Annotated in this window: 20 protein-coding genes, 2 tRNA genes and 2 rRNA genes; 4 read left to right on the top strand and 20 right to left on the bottom strand. The window is 37.5% G+C overall.

Annotated features, from left to right (window positions below):
* Positions 1–191 precede the first annotated feature (191 nt).
* The 7 genes from U8D43_RS18530 to tnpA all read right to left on the bottom strand — a co-directional run bounded on the left by U8D43_RS18530 (position 192) and on the right by tnpA (position 8,624).
* Positions 192–1,235, bottom strand: coding sequence for a hypothetical protein (locus U8D43_RS18530; RefSeq protein WP_335872651.1), 1,044 nt, complete (start codon positions 1,233–1,235; stop codon positions 192–194).
* Positions 1,236–2,178: 943 nt separating this feature from the next.
* The gene (locus U8D43_RS18525; RefSeq protein WP_335872650.1) at positions 2,179–2,772 is read right to left on the bottom strand and encodes a DedA family protein; all 594 of its coding nucleotides are present in this window, start codon (positions 2,770–2,772) and stop codon (positions 2,179–2,181) included.
* Between the two features lie 1,644 nt (positions 2,773–4,416).
* Positions 4,417–4,614 carry a hypothetical protein gene (locus U8D43_RS18520; RefSeq protein ID WP_335872649.1) on the bottom strand — a complete coding sequence of 66 codons (198 nt, stop codon included), beginning with the start codon at positions 4,612–4,614 and terminating at the stop codon, positions 4,417–4,419.
* A gap of 364 nt (positions 4,615–4,978) precedes the next feature.
* Positions 4,979–5,878 carry an alpha/beta hydrolase gene (locus U8D43_RS18515; RefSeq protein WP_335872648.1) on the bottom strand — a complete coding sequence of 300 codons (900 nt, stop codon included), beginning with the start codon at positions 5,876–5,878 and terminating at the stop codon, positions 4,979–4,981.
* 329 nt (positions 5,879–6,207) lie between these two features.
* Positions 6,208–7,374 (bottom strand): ABC transporter permease, encoded by a 1,167-nt coding sequence (locus U8D43_RS18510; RefSeq protein ID WP_335872647.1) that lies wholly within the window; start codon positions 7,372–7,374, stop codon positions 6,208–6,210.
* Entirely contained in the window at positions 7,355–8,110 is a 756-nt protein-coding gene (locus U8D43_RS18505) for an ATP-binding cassette domain-containing protein (protein ID WP_335872646.1), read from the bottom strand. Before U8D43_RS18505 ends, U8D43_RS18510 begins: the two co-directional genes overlap by 20 nt.
* A gap of 82 nt (positions 8,111–8,192) precedes the next feature.
* Positions 8,193–8,624 carry an IS200/IS605 family transposase gene (gene tnpA / locus U8D43_RS18500; protein ID WP_335871800.1) on the bottom strand — a complete coding sequence of 144 codons (432 nt, stop codon included), beginning with the start codon at positions 8,622–8,624 and terminating at the stop codon, positions 8,193–8,195.
* A 91-nt stretch (positions 8,625–8,715) separates the two neighbouring features.
* Between tnpA and U8D43_RS18495 the strand changes: the two genes are divergently transcribed.
* On the top strand, positions 8,716–9,237 hold the full coding sequence (locus U8D43_RS18495; protein ID WP_335872662.1) for a site-specific integrase: 522 nt from the start codon (positions 8,716–8,718) through the stop codon (positions 9,235–9,237).
* 82 nt (positions 9,238–9,319) lie between these two features.
* Here the strand turns inward: U8D43_RS18495 and groL are convergent, their stop codons facing one another.
* Together groL and groES are read right to left on the bottom strand one after the other, a co-directional pair.
* Positions 9,320–10,960: a chaperonin GroEL gene (gene groL, locus U8D43_RS18490; protein WP_335872645.1), complete on the bottom strand. Its 1,641-nt coding sequence runs from the start codon at positions 10,958–10,960 to the stop codon at positions 9,320–9,322.
* A 51-nt stretch (positions 10,961–11,011) separates the two neighbouring features.
* The gene (gene groES, locus U8D43_RS18485) at positions 11,012–11,299 is read right to left on the bottom strand and encodes a co-chaperone GroES (protein ID WP_335872644.1); all 288 of its coding nucleotides are present in this window, start codon (positions 11,297–11,299) and stop codon (positions 11,012–11,014) included.
* Positions 11,300–11,564: 265 nt separating this feature from the next.
* Between groES and U8D43_RS18480 the strand changes: the two genes are divergently transcribed.
* Entirely contained in the window at positions 11,565–12,290 is a 726-nt protein-coding gene (locus U8D43_RS18480; protein ID WP_335872643.1) for a CPBP family intramembrane glutamic endopeptidase, read from the top strand.
* Positions 12,291–12,452: 162 nt separating this feature from the next.
* Positions 12,453–12,653: a YdiK family protein gene (locus U8D43_RS18475; RefSeq protein ID WP_335872642.1), complete on the top strand. Its 201-nt coding sequence runs from the start codon at positions 12,453–12,455 to the stop codon at positions 12,651–12,653.
* Positions 12,654–12,672: 19 nt separating this feature from the next.
* Here U8D43_RS18475 and tatC read toward each other — a convergent pair whose 3' ends face one another.
* Genes tatC through U8D43_RS18460 form a run of 3 tightly spaced genes read right to left on the bottom strand, consistent with a single transcriptional unit; the run spans position 12,673 to position 14,332 of the window.
* Positions 12,673–13,419 (bottom strand): twin-arginine translocase subunit TatC, encoded by a 747-nt coding sequence (gene tatC / locus U8D43_RS18470; RefSeq protein WP_335872641.1) that lies wholly within the window; start codon positions 13,417–13,419, stop codon positions 12,673–12,675.
* Between the two features lie 17 nt (positions 13,420–13,436).
* Positions 13,437–13,607 (bottom strand): sec-independent protein translocase protein TatAY, encoded by a 171-nt coding sequence (tatAY, locus tag U8D43_RS18465; protein ID WP_335872640.1) that lies wholly within the window; start codon positions 13,605–13,607, stop codon positions 13,437–13,439.
* 56 nt (positions 13,608–13,663) lie between these two features.
* A complete protein-coding gene (locus U8D43_RS18460) occupies positions 13,664–14,332 on the bottom strand; it encodes a redox-sensing transcriptional repressor Rex (protein ID WP_335872639.1) in 669 nt (222 codons plus the stop codon).
* Positions 14,333–14,868: 536 nt separating this feature from the next.
* On the opposite strand from U8D43_RS18460, the gene U8D43_RS18455 reads away from it, so the two are divergent.
* A complete protein-coding gene (locus U8D43_RS18455) occupies positions 14,869–16,794 on the top strand; it encodes an ABC-F family ATP-binding cassette domain-containing protein (RefSeq protein ID WP_335872638.1) in 1,926 nt (641 codons plus the stop codon).
* Between the two features lie 606 nt (positions 16,795–17,400).
* Here the strand turns inward: U8D43_RS18455 and tsaD are convergent.
* The 8 genes from tsaD to U8D43_RS18415 form a co-directional block, all read right to left on the bottom strand.
* Positions 17,401–18,411, bottom strand: a complete 1,011-nt coding sequence (tsaD, locus tag U8D43_RS18450) for a tRNA (adenosine(37)-N6)-threonylcarbamoyltransferase complex transferase subunit TsaD (protein WP_335872637.1) — start codon at positions 18,409–18,411, stop codon at positions 17,401–17,403.
* Positions 18,404–18,865, bottom strand: a complete 462-nt coding sequence (gene rimI / locus U8D43_RS18445; RefSeq protein WP_335872636.1) for a ribosomal protein S18-alanine N-acetyltransferase — start codon at positions 18,863–18,865, stop codon at positions 18,404–18,406. Before rimI ends, tsaD begins: the two co-directional genes overlap by 8 nt.
* Entirely contained in the window at positions 18,846–19,571 is a 726-nt protein-coding gene (gene tsaB, locus U8D43_RS18440; protein WP_335872635.1) for a tRNA (adenosine(37)-N6)-threonylcarbamoyltransferase complex dimerization subunit type 1 TsaB, read from the bottom strand. The genes rimI and tsaB overlap by 20 nt, the downstream gene beginning before the upstream one ends.
* On the bottom strand, positions 19,568–20,023 hold the full coding sequence (gene tsaE / locus U8D43_RS18435; RefSeq protein ID WP_335872634.1) for a tRNA (adenosine(37)-N6)-threonylcarbamoyltransferase complex ATPase subunit type 1 TsaE: 456 nt from the start codon (positions 20,021–20,023) through the stop codon (positions 19,568–19,570). The genes tsaB and tsaE overlap by 4 nt, the downstream gene beginning before the upstream one ends.
* A 566-nt stretch (positions 20,024–20,589) precedes the next feature.
* A tRNA-Asp gene (locus U8D43_RS18430) sits at positions 20,590–20,666 on the bottom strand.
* 149 nt (positions 20,667–20,815) lie between these two features.
* Positions 20,816–20,889: transfer RNA gene (locus tag U8D43_RS18425), tRNA-Met, on the bottom strand.
* A 117-nt stretch (positions 20,890–21,006) separates the two neighbouring features.
* Positions 21,007–21,122: ribosomal RNA gene (rrf, locus tag U8D43_RS18420) — 5S ribosomal RNA — on the bottom strand.
* Positions 21,123–21,249: 127 nt separating this feature from the next.
* Positions 21,250–21,357: ribosomal RNA gene (locus tag U8D43_RS18415) — 23S ribosomal RNA — on the bottom strand; the annotation flags it as partial.

Below are 21,357 nucleotides of genomic sequence, written 5' to 3'. Positions count from 1 at the left end.
AAAATCAGATGATTAAGCCAGCCTCAATTGATGTTGTTCCTTCTCGTGAAAAGAAGAATGCTTTGACGGACTCTCCAAAAGGAGGATAAGGAATCAAGGATTTCAAGGTATGGAATACAGTTTTACTAAACAACTGGGTAAGGTAACAAGGACAGTAAATCTGTGATTTGCCCCCTTAGTTCAATTTTTAATCAAACGTTCACAGTTCCTTTTTTTGTTGCACTAACCATTTTCATTTGAGCATCTTCTATAGAGTCTAATAAATCTTTCGGATGATCCGCCCTAAATACAACTGAATTAACAAGAGTTTTCTTTCCATAAGAACCTTTCATAACTACTGGCTCTTTCAATGCAATTTCATATTGTGGAGAGTCTATTTTTAATAGGGAATAGTACGTTTTCTCAGTTGTTTTTTCGAATATATCATATTCCTTTGAGGGTTTAATACTTTCGATATCTGCAAGGTCCACCACTATGCTACTTTGGAACCCTAAACGAATTATCAGTGAATCCTGCTTAATAAGATGTGGCAAAAATTTCACTGAATTATATAAGCCTATTATATACAATAAGGCATAAATATTTAGGATTGTAACAATCCAAGCGGCTACAACACTCCACATTTGAAAAAGAAAATGAAAAAATACACTTTCAACAATAATTAAAATTAAAAATAACATCACAACCGTTTTAATCTGTGATTCCTTATGATATGTAAAACTTCCATATGGAATATTTTTTGGCTTTTTAAACCAAATAAATGTGGAGTAATAAATAACACTAAGTTCTGTTAAAACTGCGTTTAAAATAAAACCCTTCCCTAACTTCGGCTTCAATGCTAGTTCAACAACTTCTAGATAATCATAGTATTCATTAGTGTTTATTGACCAGTAACTGATAATACTTTTTATGATACCGTATGCTACGACTACAATCACGCCAATTTCTATAACAGGTAGAAGCCAAACCAAAATATTACTTAAAAATACACTTTGGGAAGGTGGAATAATGATATAGGCTAACCCTAAAGAAATAAGAAAAGATATATAAATCCATAGTTTATGCAAAGACCTTGGTTTAATTAAGAATGTGTAAATAAGTAGCGGTGAAATAAGTATCATAGACAATGTTATACTTATATTCGCTAATTCGTTAACATTCTCTAACCGTAACGTATAATAACTTCCTACAAAGACCATTAGATGTAATACGAGCAATACAGATGACCTTCCCATTACTAAATCCCCCCCTATTGTGGTATGTCAACACTAAATCAAACAACCTCGGGACAATAGGGTACCTTGTCCCATCCTCAGGGGAGGGACAAGGACGTTACCATTGCCGTTATGAACAAATCAAATATAATGTCCTTTTTGGTGTTTTATATTTGAACTAGATTTTCTTCCTACTAATTAATGAACCAATCTACTTTCAGTAACTCCCCTCAAGGGGGTGTGGAAGCTCTTCTAGAAAGTCGTGGAAAATCAGCTTTTTACACATAAGTAATTGATTAAGCCAGACCATTTAAAAATTGGCCTTTCCTATGAAAAGAAGAGTGCTGTGACAGTCTCTCCCGAAGGCACTTTTCGTCGTGTATGTTGTTTTAAGAAGAATTTTTTAATGAAATCGTTCTTTTTGCAAAACAAGACTATCATTTGAAACGAAAAGATGACCCGTTTGTAGCTATTTCAAGGAATCTACGCTGAAATGTAAAGCCACAATCTTTATGAAAGGCTGTTTTCGCAAAGATTGTGGCTTTTCGAATAAAAAGGAATCCCTTGACTTATATGATTTCGTGCTCTTTTCCTAATGAAAAATTCTTCATTTCTAGATAAAAAAGAAGAAATCAATCGAAAAAACCCTACTGCCTGTTTTTTCTTTGTGTCAAGAGCAACAATGTATACGAAAAGAGCCTTATGAAAACAGCCTTTCCAAAGAGAAGCTAGGACATCAATGGATTCTAGGTGTGGTATTTAGTTTTCCTAAACAAATAGATGAGGGAAGGATGAAGGATATAAATGACTTCTTTATTCGGGCGTTACTTAGGGTATTCTCGCCGAACTACAAAACCGATAAGGACAAACTTTTATATAGAACCACCACTAATTAAGCTTATGTAGTGGCTCTTCAATCAGTCGGGCGGGGTAACAGCACCTGTCCCTCCGTCCCCCTAGGAGCTTAACTACCCCTTAATTTCTTTGTTTTATTTAATTTAAAAATGATATAAATGAAAGTTAAAAGGACAAAACCTATTAAAATATAATATTGATATTGTACGATTTGCTCAATCACTTGTTCCCTATCTCCATCATATAACCGTCCAATGCTTAATAATACAAGAGTGGAAGGAGCAATCCCCATCATTGTTAATAACGTATACGTCCCCAGATTCATTTTGGATATTCCGGCTACAAATGGAACCACATTCCCTAAATGTAAAGGACTTGAAATTGCCACACTCCAAATACCATATTTCTGAAACGTTTCTCTCGCTTGAACGATTTTCGCTTGCTTTTGTTTGCTTAAACGCGAGTCCACTGCTTCACCTAATTTATAGCCAAGATAATACGGAAAATAGCTACCGACAGCATAAAGAAAACTTCCAAAAATAGAAATCCAAAGGATATCTAACCATGATAATTCTAAAATAAAGCCAACTGTAGTGATAAAAAACGTACCGATAAACGGAAGTGCACTTCCTTCAATCAGCAACGATAATAATACCCCCGTTATTCCCCACTCTTCTACATGAACTAAAAACAATTCAGCCACTTGTTCACCTCTATCTCTCTAGAAGGATACTTTTAGTATAGTATACATATATCTTTTGCCCCTGTATCCATAGCAAGAACTTTCTCTAAGCCTCTAGATGTAGCTCAAACATTATCTTTTTACCGGTGTAGGGACCAAGGAGACAGTTAATAAATATCGAGCTATTGTTTTCTGTACCGTCCAAAACATCCTCCCTTTCAATGGGGGATTCCGGAACACAATCCCCTTCAAGACTCGCTACAGGTGAATGGCAAGCTTTTATTTGGCAGTAGTCCTACTCGATTTAGCTCGCTCGGACGAGGAACCTGCCCTTACGTCCTCTTTAAAGTAGAAAGGCATATTCCTATAATCTACATGACAAATTCACTTTTTATGAGTTATTTAATCAAAGGATAGTTTTTATAAGTCAACCTAGAATTCACAATGTGTATACTGTAAGGACAAATATCTTTTGGAACATACAGCTGGTAATGAGGTTGCATATAGGATTGGTATGAAAAAGGAAAGGAAAATAGATAAATATATTGAAAAACTGAATGGAAAAAATAAGTTTGAGGTTGTCTTTCACACCTATCCACAATAATTAAAATATGATGAGGTGGAGGTTAGGAGCAAGAAAACCATCACGGTGCTTACTCTTCCTTCACAACCCAGGACTTCACCCAAATAGAATTTGTGCATGCCTGGCACAATAAACAGCCCCGATTGATAAGAATCGTTATGGCAACTCAGAAAGTATTTATTAAATAGAAATCAATATGAGCATACTTCTCGAAATGATCATCGTCTGAAATTTCGTTATTAACCATAAGGCCACGTAACGCTGTGAGTGTAATGGATTGATCTACATCCAAAAACCCTTTACCATTAATATCTATTTTAACATAGGGGACGTTACGAACAAAAAATCTGCTCTTATCCATATGCCAATTGATATCTTTTTTAACCTAGTTGGTTCCTTCTTCATCTTTAGAACCTTCTCGTCCACAGTAATCATTTGCTTTCACCCCTTGTTCGTCTACTATATGGGGTTATATACCTTGAATTCTATATTCTCAACGTTCTTGATTTTTTCGACTTTGTTCAATTAATTTCTGCTTGAAAGTAGCCAGCCTTGCAGCCAAATGAATATCATGGGCAATTTTTTGGTGGGTATTCGTAGATGAAAGCCTAGCCAGATTAATGACTCATCGTCCCCGTTCAACCAATTTATAGCTAGTAGGTAGTTTATATTGGTCAGGGTCATTTTTTTTTGCCATTGTGTAGGCCGAGGAAGGGTCCGTGCTTTTAATACCTTGATGGTTTCAATTAATGACATGAGAATAGACAACTCATTAGAACCTAGCCTTTCAATCCTTCGAACATTGGAGTAATCTGCTTCTTTTTCCTTCTTAAAAAGCCAACAGCTTCACCTGCAACAATTCTATTTTTAGTACTAATAATAGAATTGTTTCTTCTTGAATTTTTGTTAGATAGGAACAGGCTTTACCTAGACTCTAAGTACGAAATGAAGACCCTCTTCCGGAATCAAAAAAAGAAAAATCCAAAAAAATATCTTTTAATATATACTAAATTTCTATGATTGAAATTTTTTCTAAATATTCAATTATCATGTCAGGTCTCTCCTTATGTATTTCATGATCGCTATTCGCTATCACAGGACAGCTGTGTTATTTCAATTTGAATATCTCTCCATACATTTTCATGTAAAACTGCTTCCTTCTCTGGAATGCCATCCTCAATATAAGGTTTAATAGAATCATCTTTGTCCCTAGCTATAACTGTGCGTGAAATATTAGGAAATTCTCTTGATTCCTTAATAATCTCACTATTTTTCCCCAATTAGAGAACTCTTCAGCAATAGTGCAAAAAAAGAAGGCTTTGAAATAAATTCTAGAAAATCGTGAATTTTGTCTATAGCTAAAATGCTGGCATAATCTTTTACCATACCTTTATATAACTCTTGTAATTCCTATTTTGATTTCCCATAATTGTCCTTATTACTTTTTATCATTTGTTCTAAAAAATTTTCTGAATACATAACTGGAAGATTTAGTTTATATACTTCCCGTAAATTATGGTAAGTATAATCGATTAACAGGAGCCCTTTTAATTTCTTCTATCAAATCTTCTAGTTTCATCAATCCTATACTTTTTTCTAAATGGGAAAGGTTTAACAACTTCTTTTAATAATCTTATATATCCTTTAAAACGTACTAATAAAATAGTTTCTTATTTCTTCAATAACGGCTTCAGCATTGTCCCAATGTATCATATGAGTAGTATCTTGTATTTTTTTGATCGTCATTTTAGAATTTTTTTGAACATCCTCTAATAGAGTATTATTAATAATAGTAAACTCTTCTGGTAATGTAGCCACTAATAACAATATATTATCCCCTAATTCTGTATATATTTCTTTAATCGGTGAATTTGCCATAGACTGTATCACTGATCGAACAACTTCAGCATCAACAATAGGCTTCACCTTCCCATTTATTTCTTGAACGTAGTCTTTCGACGCAATTTTCTTAGCATTAGACCAATTTTTATTTGATTTTTCTTCTTCACTGTAAAAGGCTTCAAAATTTGGATATTCAAATTTATTAAAGGAATCTGTTGTATATTGAATTTCCTTCTCGACATCATTAATATTTGGCCATTGCCACTCAGGCTTACCCGCTAATTCATCTACTATTTTATAAAAATCATCCTTGGTAGTATAGCCACCATCAAGTAGTAACGTCTTCATTACACAGGATCCATAATCTTTCATAAAATGAAGAGTGATATCTGCTCCATACGAATGAGCTAATAAGTAAAATTTACCCAAGTTCATTTTATCTGTTACTTTATACAACCATTTTGTCATATTTACCATTTCGTATTCTTTTTCTGTTGCAAACTTCTCACTTTTACCATGTCCAGGGAGATCAATCGAGATTATTGTATAATCTTTTTTTAATTCTTCGCCAATTTCTATGAAGCTCAAGCTTGTATTTCCAAATCCATGTAAACAAACTATTATTGGCGAATAATCCTTATTCCCTCCCCAGACATTATATCTAACACGGTAGTTATCTATTGACAGAAACTTTTCTTTCATAAATATGCACCTCTTTAGGTTAATTGTTTAATTGAGTATCCTCTATATGTTTATGGAATTTTTAAAATGCAGGTTATGGCAATGTTTTTTGAACAGCACCGCGCTTTACATGGAACCAGAGGGACAGTCCCCTTGGTAAGAGACTTCCGGTAAGAGCTGTCGTCTCATGGGTCTGCTCGTAACAAAGCCCACCCACACCCGATAGCAAACCCAAAATAGTTACTCGCTTAGGCGTAAAATAAGAATTCATTTTTAACACTCCCTGCTCCTTTTTCCTTATCATAAAAACAACCACCAAGCCCACGCTTGATGATTGTTTCTTTGCTATATCAATTCATCACCCATTTATCCTTTAAGAATAAAACCCTACCAATCATAAAAATTACAAACATAAAGAGGAGATTACTTCCGAAAGTGATCAAGATGTGCTGATAATCAATCACGCCCATGAACAGTTCTTTAAATTGACTGAACAGGTTCAGAATCGGAATCGCAAAGTGTTGGAAGGACAATTCATTCAGTCCAACATTAGTGATGAACATCCCAGGGAATGCGGCGAGCAACATGATCGGTGTACTGTAGCTTTGGGCTTCTTTGACGGTTTTTCCGATAACGCTTGTGATCATTTGCAAGGATGCGATAAACACGGCGTAGACAATCGTAAGAAGCAGAGCAATTCCAATCACCAGATACATATTGTCTCCAAAGGATAACGCTTCCTTCAGATTTTCCGTCAAAAGATTGATTTCAACAGTAAGGACAATCAGCGTTACAATTCCTGTAATCGCTCCCACAGTTGCAATGGTTAGCCATTTTGCTATGAGAAGCGTGGAGCGATTGACGGGTGTCATTAGTAAGGCCTCCATCGTCTTCTTCTCCTTCTCTCCGGCAAACAGATCAGCTGATGAAGGACCGGTTCCTACCCCTACGGAAATCGCCAAGATTAATGGGACAAGAAAGGCCAGCAGGAACATACTCGTTTCATCTTCTGACATTTCTTTTTCCGTGATGCTAAATGGTTGAATGAGCGAGAGGTCTGTCCCTTGTGCTTCCAGTCTTTCGGCGGTCACTTTTTTTTCAAAGGCAGTAAGCGCATTGGTGGAAACATTCATTAAGTTGCTTGATTTCTGACTGAAAGAGTCGCCAATTATGGTCACATTGGCTTCTTTTCCTTCTTCAATACTACGGTTGAAATCAGCACTCACAATCATGGCAGCAAGCGCTTCTCCTTCTTCAAGCGACTTCTCGGGATCAGAGGACTTCACCAGTTCAATGGTGTCGTAATCTATGAATAAATCACTGACTTCCTTGCTCAAGGATGAATCGACGGCAAGCGCATAGCTTTCTCCCTCATCCTCAGAAACCATATTTTCATAGTAAAACACCAGTCCGCTCATCATGAAAATCGGCAGAAGAACCGTCAGTATAAGCGTTCTCCGGTCACGAAAACTGTCTTTCAATTCTTTCAGATAGATATTAAGAAGCAAAGTGTTCATCCCCTCTCACTAATTTACTCATGAAGATATAATTCAAGTCGCGACTCTTTTCTGTTTGGTAAAGGTGTTCTATGTCCCCGTGATATACCAATTCTCCCTTATGCATCATCGCTACCTTGTCACACCGCATCCAAACCTCTTCCATAATATGACTAGAAAATACAATTGTCTTTCCTTCGCGCTTAAGCTGATGAACGAGCTGGCGGAAGACATTGGAAGACGTGATATCAAGGCCTGTCGTTGGTTCATCGAACAGGATAATATCTGGATTATGAATCAAGGTTCTCGAAATGGCGACCTTTTGGCGCATTCCTTTCGAGAAGCCACTGACTTTCCGGTCAAGATAATCCCTCATGCCGAACATTCTCGACAAGTCATCGATGCGTACCTTCGTCTCATGCTTGCTTAATCCATATAATCGTGCGAAATATTGAAGATTCTCTCTAGCCGTCAAACGATCATAAAGTCCTGTTTCCCCTCCGAATAATACACCGATTTTCGTCTTGATCTCGTTTGGATTCTTAATGGTGTCGTATCCTGCAACTTCAACAGACCCTTCAGTTGGGATTAAGAGTGTCGCAATCGTTCGAAGAAGAGTAGTCTTCCCAGCACCATTTTCACCGAGTAACCCAACCACATCGCCCTTATTTACGGAAAAAGAGATATGCTTTAATGCCTTGACATACTTTTTCCTATCCTTAAACGACCACCCGCTAAAGCAGGTGGATTTAGACATAAATGTCACCGACTAAAGTCGCAATTCAAGACTCAAGTCTTCTCAAAGTACCTAAGCTGAAGCATACTGAATTTGACTAAACTCACTCCTCAATCTTGAATATATCGTCTTTTCCATCACCAAACTGGTTGGCTATATAGTTTCGAATGATTTCTTCTGTTACCGTTCCAACTGTTGCGCAGAAATATCCTCTCGCCCATAGATGTTGTCCCCAAAATCTCTTCTTTAATTCAGGAAACTCATCCTGGAGGAGTCTTGATGATCGTCCTTTCAAGTACTGCATTATTTTACTTGGTGCTAGGCTTGGAGGACAAGATAGCAATAAGTGGATATGATCTTTCCCCACACTCCCTTGCAAAATCGTGATTCCTCTTGCTTCGCAGCCTTGCCTTATTAATTCTCTTGTTCTTTTGGCAATTGGTCCATGTAGAACTTTATATCTATATTTCGTAACCCATATAACATGATATTTTATATCAAATACCGCATGACTACTTTTTTGATAACCGTCCATACTCTCACCTCTATCGTAGTATGGACATTTAAAGACAAGGCTAAAAGCGGATACCGTCTAAAGACGGTGGAGTTAGACCACGCATTTGTAAATTAAATGGAAGGATATAGACTTCATCAATTACACAATAAGTATCACTAAGACATATTACAATCCAAACAATAATGCCATTGAGTATCAATTAGTCCCACCCAAAACCCGAAAGTCACGACGAAAAATTGTAGTTGATTCAGAGGTTATTCAAGCTTTAAAAAAGCATAAAGAAGTTCAGAACAAAGTGATAGAACGATTAGGTGATGATTACTACAATCAAAATTTTATTTTTGGAAAAATGGAACGACACTTTGGTTATCCTATTGTAGTAAAAAATGTGCGAGACCGAATGAAAAGACTGCTTAGAATAGCCAAACTAAATGGTGATTTGACTCCTCACAGTTTAAGACACACACATACGTCACTCCTTGCCGAAGCACGTGTCTCACTGGAACAAATCATGGACAGGCTTGGTCATACTGACGACCAAATCACAAAGAATGTGTACCTTCACGTAACCGAAGAAATGAAAAAAGAAGCCTCTCAAAAGTTCAGTGAACTCATGAGAAGCCTCCGTTAATATCCTCAATGTTAGTAAAATGTTAGCAAACCACTCTCACCTTACCAACAGATCCTTATCTATCAAGGGTTGAGGGCACAGATTACATCATGCCGCCCATTCCACCCATGCCGCCCATACCTGACATATCAGGCATGCCAGCACCGCCGCCTTCTTCAGGAATGTCTGCTACTACTGCTTCAGTAGTTAAGAACATTGCTGCTACAGAGGCTGCGTTTTGTAGAGCTGAACGTGTTACTTTTGTTGGATCCACGATTCCGGCTTCGATCATGTTGACCCAGTCGCCAGTAGCTGCATTATAACCAATACCTGCTTCTTCGCGTTTTAGACGATCTACGATGATTGATCCTTCTAAACCAGCGTTGTGTGCGATTTGACGGATTGGTTCTTCTAGAGCGCGTAGAACGATGTTGATACCTGTTGATACGTCGCCTTCAGCTTCAATCGCTGCTACTTTTGTATAGACGTTTACTAGGGCTGTACCACCACCAGAAACAATACCTTCTTCAACTGCTGCACGAGTAGAGTTTAGGGCGTCTTCGATACGAAGCTTACGTTCTTTAAGTTCCGTTTCAGTCGCTGCTCCTACTTTAACTACCGCTACGCCACCAGCTAATTTAGCTAGACGTTCTTGTAATTTTTCTTTATCAAATTCAGAAGTTGTTTCTTCTAATTGGGCACGGATTTGGTTCACGCGTGCGGCAATTTTCGCTGTGTCTCCAGCACCTTCAACAACCGTAGTGTTTTCTTTTGAAACAACGATTTTTGCAGCGCGTCCAAGAGAATCGATAGAAGTTGATTTCAGGTCAAGACCTAGGTCCTCTGTAATCACTTCTCCACCTGTTAAGACAGCAAGGTCTTCAAGCATGGCTTTACGACGGTCACCGAAGCCAGGAGCTTTAACTGCTACTGCATTGAATGTTCCGCGAAGCTTGTTTACCACTAATGTCGCAAGCGCTTCTCCTTCAACATCTTCAGCTACTAGTAGCAATGGCTTACCTTGTTGAACCACTTGCTCAAGTACTGGTAGGATTTCTTGAATGTTGGTAATCTTTTTATCTGTAATTAAGATATAAGGATTTTCAAGAATTGCTTCCATTTTATCGGAATCAGTTACCATGTACGGAGACGCATATCCACGATCGAATTGCATACCTTCTACTACATCAAGCTCTGTTGAGAATCCTTTTGATTCTTCAATAGTGATAACGCCGTCGTTGCCAACGCGTTCCATTGCTTCTGCAATCAATTGGCCAACTTCTTCGTCCGCTGCTGAGATTGCCGCAACTTGAGCAATAGACTCTTTGCCTTCGATTGGTTTAGAGATGTTTTTCAACTCTTCAATCGCAGCTTTTGTCGCTTTTTCAATTCCTTTACGAATGCCAACAGGGTTTGCTCCCGCTGTTACGTTTTTCAAACCTTCACGAATCATTGCTTGCGCAAGAACTGTAGCGGTAGTTGTACCGTCACCGGCGATTTCATTCGTTTTGCTTGCTACTTCAGCAACAAGCTTTGCACCCATGTTTTCAAATGCATCTTCAAGCTCGATTTCTTTAGCAATTGTCACACCATCATTAGTGATTAGTGGAGAACCGAATTTTTTCTCAAGAACGACGTTACGTCCTTTTGGTCCAAGCGTTACTTTTACTGCATCTGCAAGTTGATCTACACCACGAAGCATAGAACGACGTGCTTCTTCACTAAATTTAATTTCTTTAGCCATATTAAAAAGACCTCCTTGAATTTGAATTCCTTTGTATGTGAAAAGGGAAAATTATTTACTTAGAATTGCAAGAATATCATTTTCACGAAGAACAAGATATTCAGTAGCTTCATACTTCACTTCTGTACCTGCGTATTTTGAGAAGAGAATACGTTCGCCGACAGCAACCTCTGGAGCTACACGCTCACCGCTATCAAGTACGCGACCTGTTCCTATTGCTACGACAACACCTTCTTGTGGCTTTTCTTTCGCAGAGTCTGGTAGAACAATCCCGCTAACCGTTTTTTCTTCCGTTTCAACTAGCTCAATTACGACGCGATCACCTAGTGGTTTTAACAAGTGAAACAACCTCCTCAATAAATATGTAGTCATGATAATTAGCACTCACCTCTTTAGAGTGCTAACACAATTAATATAATAAAGAATTCACTTTTCTTTTGCAAGCATCAAGCCTTATTTTTTTCTAAAAAGGTTCGACAAAAATCACTCCATGTTTTGTCATTTTTCGCAAACCCACTTCTTCCAGCTTTACCATTTGAACAGTCATCATTTTATTAGTAGAATGGATAAATGATTATGATCAACTTTCTAAAGGAGAACTTACATGAATAAACGATATGGCTATATCCTAATCATCTACATAGTCATGCAACTTTCTACCTCTATCGCCGTTCCGCTTATTTATAAGCTCGGACTGAATTCCTTTGGTGTAGAAGATAAAGAAAAGATGCTCTATTTAGCTGCGGGGTACTGGCTATTTATTAGCTTTACACTCACCCTTATCATTGTACTTTTTTTATTACGAAAAAGCGAAAGATATGAGGACTTTGGCCAACAGCATTCAATTCCACTCTCCATTTCTTGGGGTGTGGGCGGAATATTTCTCGCCTTTTTAGCACAGGCCCTCGCTATTACTGTTGAATCTTTTCTCGGAATCGAACCTGGATCGGAAAATACAGCGACAGCGATGAAAATCATCTCACTTGTGCCAATTGCGTTAATTGCTTCCTCGGTCGCCGGACCAATTTTAGAAGAAATTGTTTTTCGACAAATCCTATTTGGGGCACTCTATAAGCGAATGCCATTTCTGGCCGCTGGTTTCTTAAGTTCCCTTCTATTTGGACTGGCTCATCGCGAATTATCCCATATTCTGTTATATACGACGATGGGCTTTACGTTTGCTTTTCTGTATGTGCATACGAAAAGAATTATTGTTCCCATCATCGCTCACGTTGGCATGAATACACTCGTTGCGCTCATTCAATTTTATCCTGCAATTATGAAAAAAGTAAGCGCACAAGTCGCACTATTTATTCACTGGATAGGGTAATCACGCTCTTTTTAAACATATATATTGAAGATTTTTTTCTTTTCGTCTATTTTTGAACAAAATCAATACCAGAATAGAGAACTCCTTCGAAAATGAACTTCAATAGCTACAATAATGTACACGAATAGGGCAAGGACTCTATAGGATTAGGAGGACGTTTTTATGAGAAAATCACCTTTGTTTACTGGTATCATTTACACCTTACTCGGAATTCTATTTACGTATTTTTCAATCCAAAATGTTGTGACTCATGGCTGGGGATTTTTCACTTATCTTCTCATTTTCCTAGCAACATTGGATTTAGGTTCAGGACTTCGGATGATTAACATCCACATTAAATTAAAAACGATGCAAAAAAAATAGACCCAATGGGTCTATTTTTTTATTCTTCCATTTCTCTTTTCTGTTCTGCAAGCAAAGCTTTTTTATAACCAATTTTACATATACCTAAACTGATTTCATATAAAACAAAAAGTGGTAGAGTAACGAGTAAATGAGACATAATATCTGGTGGTGTGATCATTGCGGCAATCACAAATAGACCAAAGTAAGCATACACCCTCATTTTCGACATCAACATTGGTGTAATAATCCCTAACCTTGTTAAAAACAACATAATGACAGGGAGCTGAAACAGAAATCCGAACGGAATGGTAATTTGAAAAAGAAATTGAAAATACTCATTGATGCCAATTTCCTGTTCAATTTCTAGATTCACAGACAAATTCAACATAAAGTCGACTACAAATGGAAATAAAATAAAATACGAAAAAGCTAATCCACCAAGAAACAAGATCACCGTTACCGGAATGTAACTCAACGTGACACGTCGTTCTTTTTCATATAATCCCGGGGACACAAAGGACCATAATTGAAAAAGAATTAACGGGAGCGCCATTAATAATGACAAGAATATTATTACTTGGATGTAAATCTTTAATGGATCCGTTAACCGAAACGCATTCATCGTTATTTCTTTCGCTTCATCCGCATTCTGCAAGTAAACAATCAACGGTTCGGCGAGAAAAAAGCTTGCGATAATCGCAAACAAGAAGAAAACGACCACAATGAGAAGCCGTTTTCTTAATTCATCTATATGTTCATAAACAGTCATATCATTTCGACTCATCGTCAATCACCTAACATTTACTTAGCATCATTTTTGTCTTTGTCTTCGTCATCCGCTAAGCCTTTTGTGGCATTTTTGAATTCGCGCAACGTACTTCCCATTGCTTTCCCTAGTTCTGGTAACTTTTTGGGACCGAAAATTAATAGTGCAACTACTGCTATTGCTACAAGACTACCTGGACCTGGCATTACGCTACACCTCCTCAGTACTATATTACATCATTTTACCCCTAAATCCTAATTTCTTAAAGCCCTTCTTGTGACGTTTCCGTGTCCTTAGTAGAATAGTTCTTCAAGAAATAAACTAGCGACTGCAATTCAACCGCTAAATCAATATGATGGATTCGAATAGACGAAGGAACATTTAACCGTGCCGGCGTGAAATTCAAAATCCCTTTCACATTCGCACTCACTAAGCGATCCGTTATCGTTTGAGCAACAGGAGCGGGTACGGTCAAAATAACCACCTCTATGTTGCTTTCCTTGATTTTCTCTTCTAAATCGTCTAAAGCATAAATCGGTACGTCACCTATACTCATGCCCACTTTATCAGGATTCACTTCAAAGGCCATCTCAATTTTCGTGTTATTATTTTTCAAAAAATTATAGTGAAGAAAAGCTGTGCCTAAGTTTCCTACTCCAATTAATCCAACCTTGGTGACTTCATCCTGGTTTAGTGTTTTACTAAAAAAGCTTAGCAAATAGTTCACATTATAACCATAGCCTTTTTTCCCAAGTGCACCAAAATAAGAAAAGTCTCTTCTAATCGTAGCCGAATCTACTTTTACGGCCTCACTTAATTCTTTCGAGGACACTCTTTGTTTACCTGAAGAATGTAAGTTTTGAATAAACCGATAATATAGAGGCAAGCGTTTTGCGGTAGCTTGCGGTATTTTCATTGTGTCTTGATTCATTTCTAATCCCTCTCTATTTTTGAGCCAATCATCTCTCGATTTTTCTATTTAATAGAGCTTTCGGCTCATTTTGTATTGAATCCTATTTTCGGAAACGCTTCCATTAATCTCGAACTAGCTGTTTAGATTCCTCTTGGTCGGAAATATATCACTTTTCTTTGCAGATGAATCAATTTTAATTAAAGGCATGCCTGATGTAGACATTCTCCTCTTCATTCATTATCATACACTATTTCGTCAAGATTGTCTGTTACCTTTTTCACAAGTCCTGCTATTGCTCAACTTGTTTTAAGTGCGATACACTGTTTGTATAAGACTCTTTTCTTATATATTGTGACTCTTTCGTTTATTTTTCGATGGAATCCTCGATTTTGCTGTTGAAACCTATCAAAAATAGTCGATAAGATGAAGTAAAACCTTCCGCATTTTATAGTACAGTTCGCTAGTAAAGCTGATTGGTTTCTTACTGGAAACTAAATTACTCGGACACTTGAAGAGTTACTGACCAGTTTAAACGAGATGAATGAGGTGAATATATGATTTTATTACAAGTCAATAATGTAACAAAGTACTTCGGGGCAGAAATGATTTTATCAAATATTAAACTAGAACTGAAATCTAAAGATCGAATTGCACTTGTAGGTAGAAATGGTGCTGGAAAGTCAACTTTACTAAAAATCATCTCCAATCAACTTTCCTTTGATTCAGGAGAAATAATAAAACCAAAACATGTGACCATGGGCTATTTAGCTCAGCATACAGGACTGGAATCCAGTCTATCGATTTGGGACGAGATGCTATCTGTATTTGAGCATGTTTTACAACATGAAGCGGATTTACGCAAATTAGAGCTTGAGATGGCTTCACCAGATATTTATGAAAACACAGAGGCTTATGAACGGACACTATCCGAATATGATCGCTTAACGGTGAAATTTAAGGATTTAGGCGGCTATCAGTATGAATCGGATATTCGCTCTATTCTCCACGGATTGAATTTTGCTAACTTTGATTATTCTACCAAAATCTCCACATTAAGTGGCGGACAAAAAACGAGACTAGCTTTGGCTAAACTTCTCTTAACAAAACCTGATTTACTCATCCTAGATGAGCCCACTAACCATTTAGATATTGAAACACTCTCTTGGCTAGAGCAATATTTACAGGGCTATTCAGGTTCCATCTTGATTGTCTCTCATGATCGCTATTTTTTAGATAAAGTCGTCAATCATGTTTATGAAGTATCACGGAGAAACACAAAGAAATATCACGGCAATTATAGTGATTATTTACAAAAGAAAGCCGACGACTATGAACGCGAGAGTAAGCAATTTGAAAGACAGCAAGCTGAAGTAGCTCGTTTGCAAGATTTCATTCAAAAAAACATTGCCCGAGCTTCCACTACAAAAATGGCACAAAGCAGGCGAAAAAAACTCGAGCGAATGGACCTCATGTCTCAACCGCTTGGTGATGAAAAATCTGCCCATTTTTCTTTTGAAATTGAACGGCAAAGTGGGAATGATGTTTTAAAAGTTCAAGATTTAACAATAGGTTATCACCAAGAACCAATTTCTTCAAATATTAAATTTCAGGCTTCAAGAGGAGATAGTATTGCCTTAGTTGGTCCAAACGGAGTCGGGAAGTCTACCTTAATCAAGACACTAGTGGGAAAACTTCCATCCCTTTCTGGCAACTACCACTTTGGAGCGAACGTCAAGATTGGCTATTATGATCAAGAACAAGCCGAGCTAACTTCCAATAAAACCGTGATTCATGAACTGTGGGATGATTACTCGATGAAGACGGAAAAGGAAATCCGAACTGTTCTGGGCAATTTCTTATTTTCAGGAGATGATGTACTCAAGTCTGTTTCAACTCTAAGTGGTGGCGAAAAAGCCCGATTAGCTCTTGCTAAGATGATGTTAGAAAAATCAAATGTACTTATTCTAGATGAGCCAACAAATCATCTTGATCTTGATAGCAAAGAAGTTCTTGAAAATGCATTAATTCATTACCCAGGTACGATCTTATTCGTTTCCCATGATCGCTACTTCATCAATCGTATCGCAACAAAAGTTCTTGAATTATCCACAACAGAAGCCAAAGAATATCTTGGTGACTATGATTATTACGTCCATAAAAAGGAAGAAATGATCGAGCTTGCTTTATTGGAAGAAAAAGAACGTGGTGCATCCATCGTTACGCCTCAGATTGACACAAAGGAAAACCACCGAATGGATAAAGAGGCAAAGAAACTAGAACGTCAACGAATACGAAGAATTGAAGAAATCGAAGAATATATAGAAAAGCTTGAAAATGAGATTGAAGAAAAAGAAGCCATGCTATTTGATTCTGACATCTATCAGAACGCTGAAAAAGTGAAGCAGTTAAATGATGATGTTCTTGCAGCTCAAAAAACATATAATGACCTTTTAGAAGAATGGGAACAACTCCAAACATAGCCTTTCCCCTGCCCACGCAGGGGATGTTTTTTTAAAATAATATTCACATTTTTATCCACAACCAAAACCTTTATACTAATATAATCACAGGACTTTTCCACATTATCCACATTTTTTTATTGTTTTATCCACAAAATCATCCAAAAAGTAAGCGGTTTTATTATATGTTGCTCACAAGATATACAAAGTTATTAACAACTTATCCACAGTCTGTGTACAAAACAGACGTTCTACTTCCTCTTCTTCCTCAAAAATTGGTTATCCACAAAGTAAAGCATTGACCTTGACCTATCGGTGATAAGCGTATAATCAGAACTGATCATCGGCGTTTGCCTCGTTTTTGCGCTTAGCTTATGATCACTGTAATGAAGACTCATTCTTTACACAGCCTCTACATTTCACCTCACAGCATTATTTAACCTCTCTCCTTCACATCAACATACACACAAGTTTCCTGTTCCTTTGACAAGAGTCACTAGCGAGAAAAAGAAGCGAAGACCCCATTATACATAGGTTCTTCGCTTCTTTAATTTTCTGTATATTAATAAAAATCTTCAGTCCATAGAGAAGTAATTATTTTTTCAATGCTCTCAAATAAAATGTGCTTTATAACTCTAATCCAGGGTTTCCATTCATCGCTAGATTACCTCTTTTTCCTTGCTGATACATAACAGTCCCTACAGCCCCAATCATTGCGGCATTATCTGTACACAATGAAAGAGGAGGAATGACAAGTTCTACTTCTGGCAATTCGTTAAAGGTTTCTTCTAAGCGACTTCTTAACCCCTTATTTGCAGCTACTCCACCAGCAAGAAGAAGTTGCTGAACTCCATATTCCTTTGTTGCCCGAACTGCTTTAGTGACCAATACATCAATCACACTTTCTTGAAAACTAGCCGATAAATCTTCTGGAGAGATTTTCTCTCCTTTTTGAGCAGCATTATGAAGGGTATTGATGACAGCTGATTTTAGTCCACTAAAACTAAAATCATATGAACCCTCTTCTAACCAAGCTCGAGGCAGCTTAATCGAAGGAGTACCTAATTGGGCTAATCGATCAATATGTGGACCTCCTGGATAAGGAAGTTTAAGCGTTCTTGCCACTTTATCATAAGCTTCTCCTGCTGCGTCATCCCTTGTTTCCCCAATAACGTCAAATGAACCATGTTCCTTCATATATACCAGTTCTGTATGACCTCCAGAAACTACAAGCGAAAGAAGTGGGAATTCCATCTCTTTCACAAGACGATTAGCATAAATATGACCAGAAATGTGATGGACACCAATGATTGGAATATTATGCGCAAAAGCAATCGCTTTCGCTGCGTTTACTCCTATTAATAGTGCACCCACGAGCCCAGGTCCTTCTGTTACCGCTATTGCATCAATATCACTAAATGTCATATTGGCTTCCTTTAGCGTTTCCTCAAGTACAAGCGTGATCTCTTCAACATGATGTCTCGAAGCAATTTCAGGAACAACTCCACCAAAACGTTTATGACTCTCAATTTGAGAAGCTACTACGTTGGCGATGATCTCTGTTCCATTTTTTATTATGGCAGCGGCCGTTTCGTCACAGCTTGTTTCAATTCCTAATACAATTACATCTTTACTCATCTAATTTCACCCACATTACTAAAGCATCCTCTTGATTATCACTATAATAATTTTTTCGGATGCCGCCATTTTCAAATCCTAATTTCCTATAAAGTCCTTGAGCTGGCGTATTGCTCAATCGTACCTCTAATGTCATCGAAGTCGCACCATGTGAAATAGCATACTCCATCACAAATGTTAATAAAGCTTCTCCTAACTTCCATCCTCGACATTCAGGAAGAATCGCGATATTGGTGATATGCACTTCATCTACTACGAACCACATCCCACAATACCCAATAATTTTTTCATCGTTTTCCAGCACAAAATACTTAGCAAATTTATTATGTAGCAACTCGCTGTAAAAAGCCTCTTCTTTCCAAGGTACAGAAAAAGAAGCTAGTTCAACATCCATGACTCTCGGGACATCTTCAATTTCCATTAATCGAAATAAACTATTTTTTATTGATATCATGAATAAACCCTCGTTGGTTGGTTTGTGCCTCTAACCACTTCACTTCAGCTTCTGCTAATCGAATATAATTAGGTACAAGAGAATGAGTGTCTTCTTCTTGTTTATTCATCCCTAATATCCCTAATTCAGATGGTCTAGGATTTTGCTCTGTTAGCTCATTAAATACCGCTTGGTCCCCTAAAATAGATTGAATGGATTTTTTATGCAAGCTGACGTCATTCCCAACAAACAACACAGGCTGGTTCTTTTCTTTTAATTCCATTAGCCAATCAACAGCCAATACATTACAGTCCAAAGCCACTTCAGCTTGTTGCCCGCTATGATACGAATATAAGCCCGTGTATATTTGCCCTCTTCTCGCATCAACTAACGGACATATATACCCATTAAAATAACGCCCAACAGACGACATTACGGCTAAACTGGAAACACCCACAATTGGTATCTTCAACGACCAAGCAAGCGTCTTAGCAATCGTCACTCCAATGCGAACACCCGTATAGGAACCTGGGCCCTTCGCCACGACAATCTTTTCTAGCTCTTTTGGTGTCCAATCACACTCTTTTAATAAATGTTCAATGGCAGGCATAGCTCGAACAGAGTGATTCTTTTTTATATAAGTGATATATTCCCCAACAATCGTATCCTCTGTCATTAAACTTACACCTAGTGGATAGTTAGATGTATCTATGGCTAATATTTTCATGAAAATAACTCCTTACATAAGTTCTCGTAGCGATTACCGCGTGGGGAAAGTACAATTTTCCTTTCGTCAACTCCCTGATGAAACAAGGAAATATCCAAGCGTTCTGTTGGTAACTGATCCTGAATCAAATGAGCCCACTCTATAACCGTTACGCCAGAACCACTAAAGTATTCTTCAAATCCTAAATCCTCGAAGCTATCTTCCACACGATACACGTCCATATGGTATAAAGGTAGTCGTCCCTCGTATTCTTTAATAATCGTAAAGGTCGGACTGTTGACGGTTCTTTTTATATCTAATCCCTTGGCTAATCCTTTTGTAAAGGTTGTTTTCCCAGCCCCTAGATCCCCTTCTAATGTAAGAACAGCTCCGGGTTCTAACATTTTGGCAATATTGTAGGCTAGTTGCTGCGTTTCTTCATACCCTCGAGAAACTAATTCAATTGTATTCATATTCTTATACTCCTTCTCTAAGAATAGCACTGAACGCTAAAATTCTATATTACTCGTTCCATTCCATCCAAAAGAATTGGCCCAGCTTTTTTGTATGATCGCTCTAACTGCGTCTATGAAAATAAAGTTTTATTTAAGAAAGAGTCTTTTGCTAGACATTGTTGCTATTTAGTCTGATTCTTAACTGAATGCTCCATTCAGGTATGAATTTCGTACAAGAATAGACAAAAAGCTGCTCCAAAAGGTAGCATTTTTTGCCAAAAGCTATTCTCGTAAAGAATGTTACTTTTCAAATCGGAATGTAGCCCTTGACATGTATGACTTAGTGTTCTTTTCCAAAGGCAAGGGACTAACCTATGAAGTAGCTTTCCCTTATGATCGCTCGGGTTATGTTTTTGACACTTCATCTATCTCCTCTAAATTCATACTTTCTATTTCTTAAAAAAATCCTTAGGATAAGCATATCCTAAGGATCTATCTTTTATATGTAGTCTAACCTATTCCATCTAAATCAGCAAAAATCTCCATAAATAAAAAAAAGAAACTACAGTTTGTAATTTCAAAAATGGCGGTCCGGACGGGACTCGAACCCGCGACCTCCTGCGTGACAGGCAGGCATTCTAACCAACTGAACTACCGGACCAAAGTTTTTTTCTTTAGCAAAATAACTATCATTAATTTGCTTTAGCAAAACAAGTAACATTAATTTGCTTTAGAGAGTATACCGATCGATAACCAATAATAAATATTATCAACCATCCTCAATTATTCACTTCAGCAAAAAATAATGTATTGCGGGGGCAGGATTTGAACCTGCGACCTTCGGGTTATGAGCCCGACGAGCTACCGAACTGCTCCACCCCGCGTCGATAAGAGTGTTACTTTTACTATTCATGTTTTCAAAAAAATCATTCAATTTGATGGCACTCATTATATTATAGCATAGATATTATTTTTTGTCTATCTATTTTTAAAAATAATATGCATGGCGACGTCCTACTCTCACAGGGGGAAACCCCCAACTACCATCGGCGCTGAAGAGCTTAACTTCCGTGTTCGGTATGGGAACGGGTGTGACCTCTTCGCTAATGCCACCATACATATTTTCTAAAAGACAATACTTATTATATCATCTTTCAAAATGTTTTTCAAGAGTTTTTTTAAATTACACTCTCAAAACTAGATAAAGGTTGATGAAGTTAGTGAGTAATCACCACTTATTGTGTTTGGTTAAGTCCTCGATCGATTAGTATTCGTCAGCTCCACATGTCACCACGCTTCCACCTCGAACCTATCAACCTGATCATCTTTCAGGGATCTTACTAGCTTGCGCT

It is taken from the genome of Bacillus sp. 2205SS5-2, assembly GCF_037024155.1.
Taxonomy (GTDB): domain Bacteria; phylum Bacillota; class Bacilli; order Bacillales; family Bacillaceae_K; genus Bacillus_CI.
This window is presented reverse-complemented; position numbering and strand designations above follow the sequence as displayed.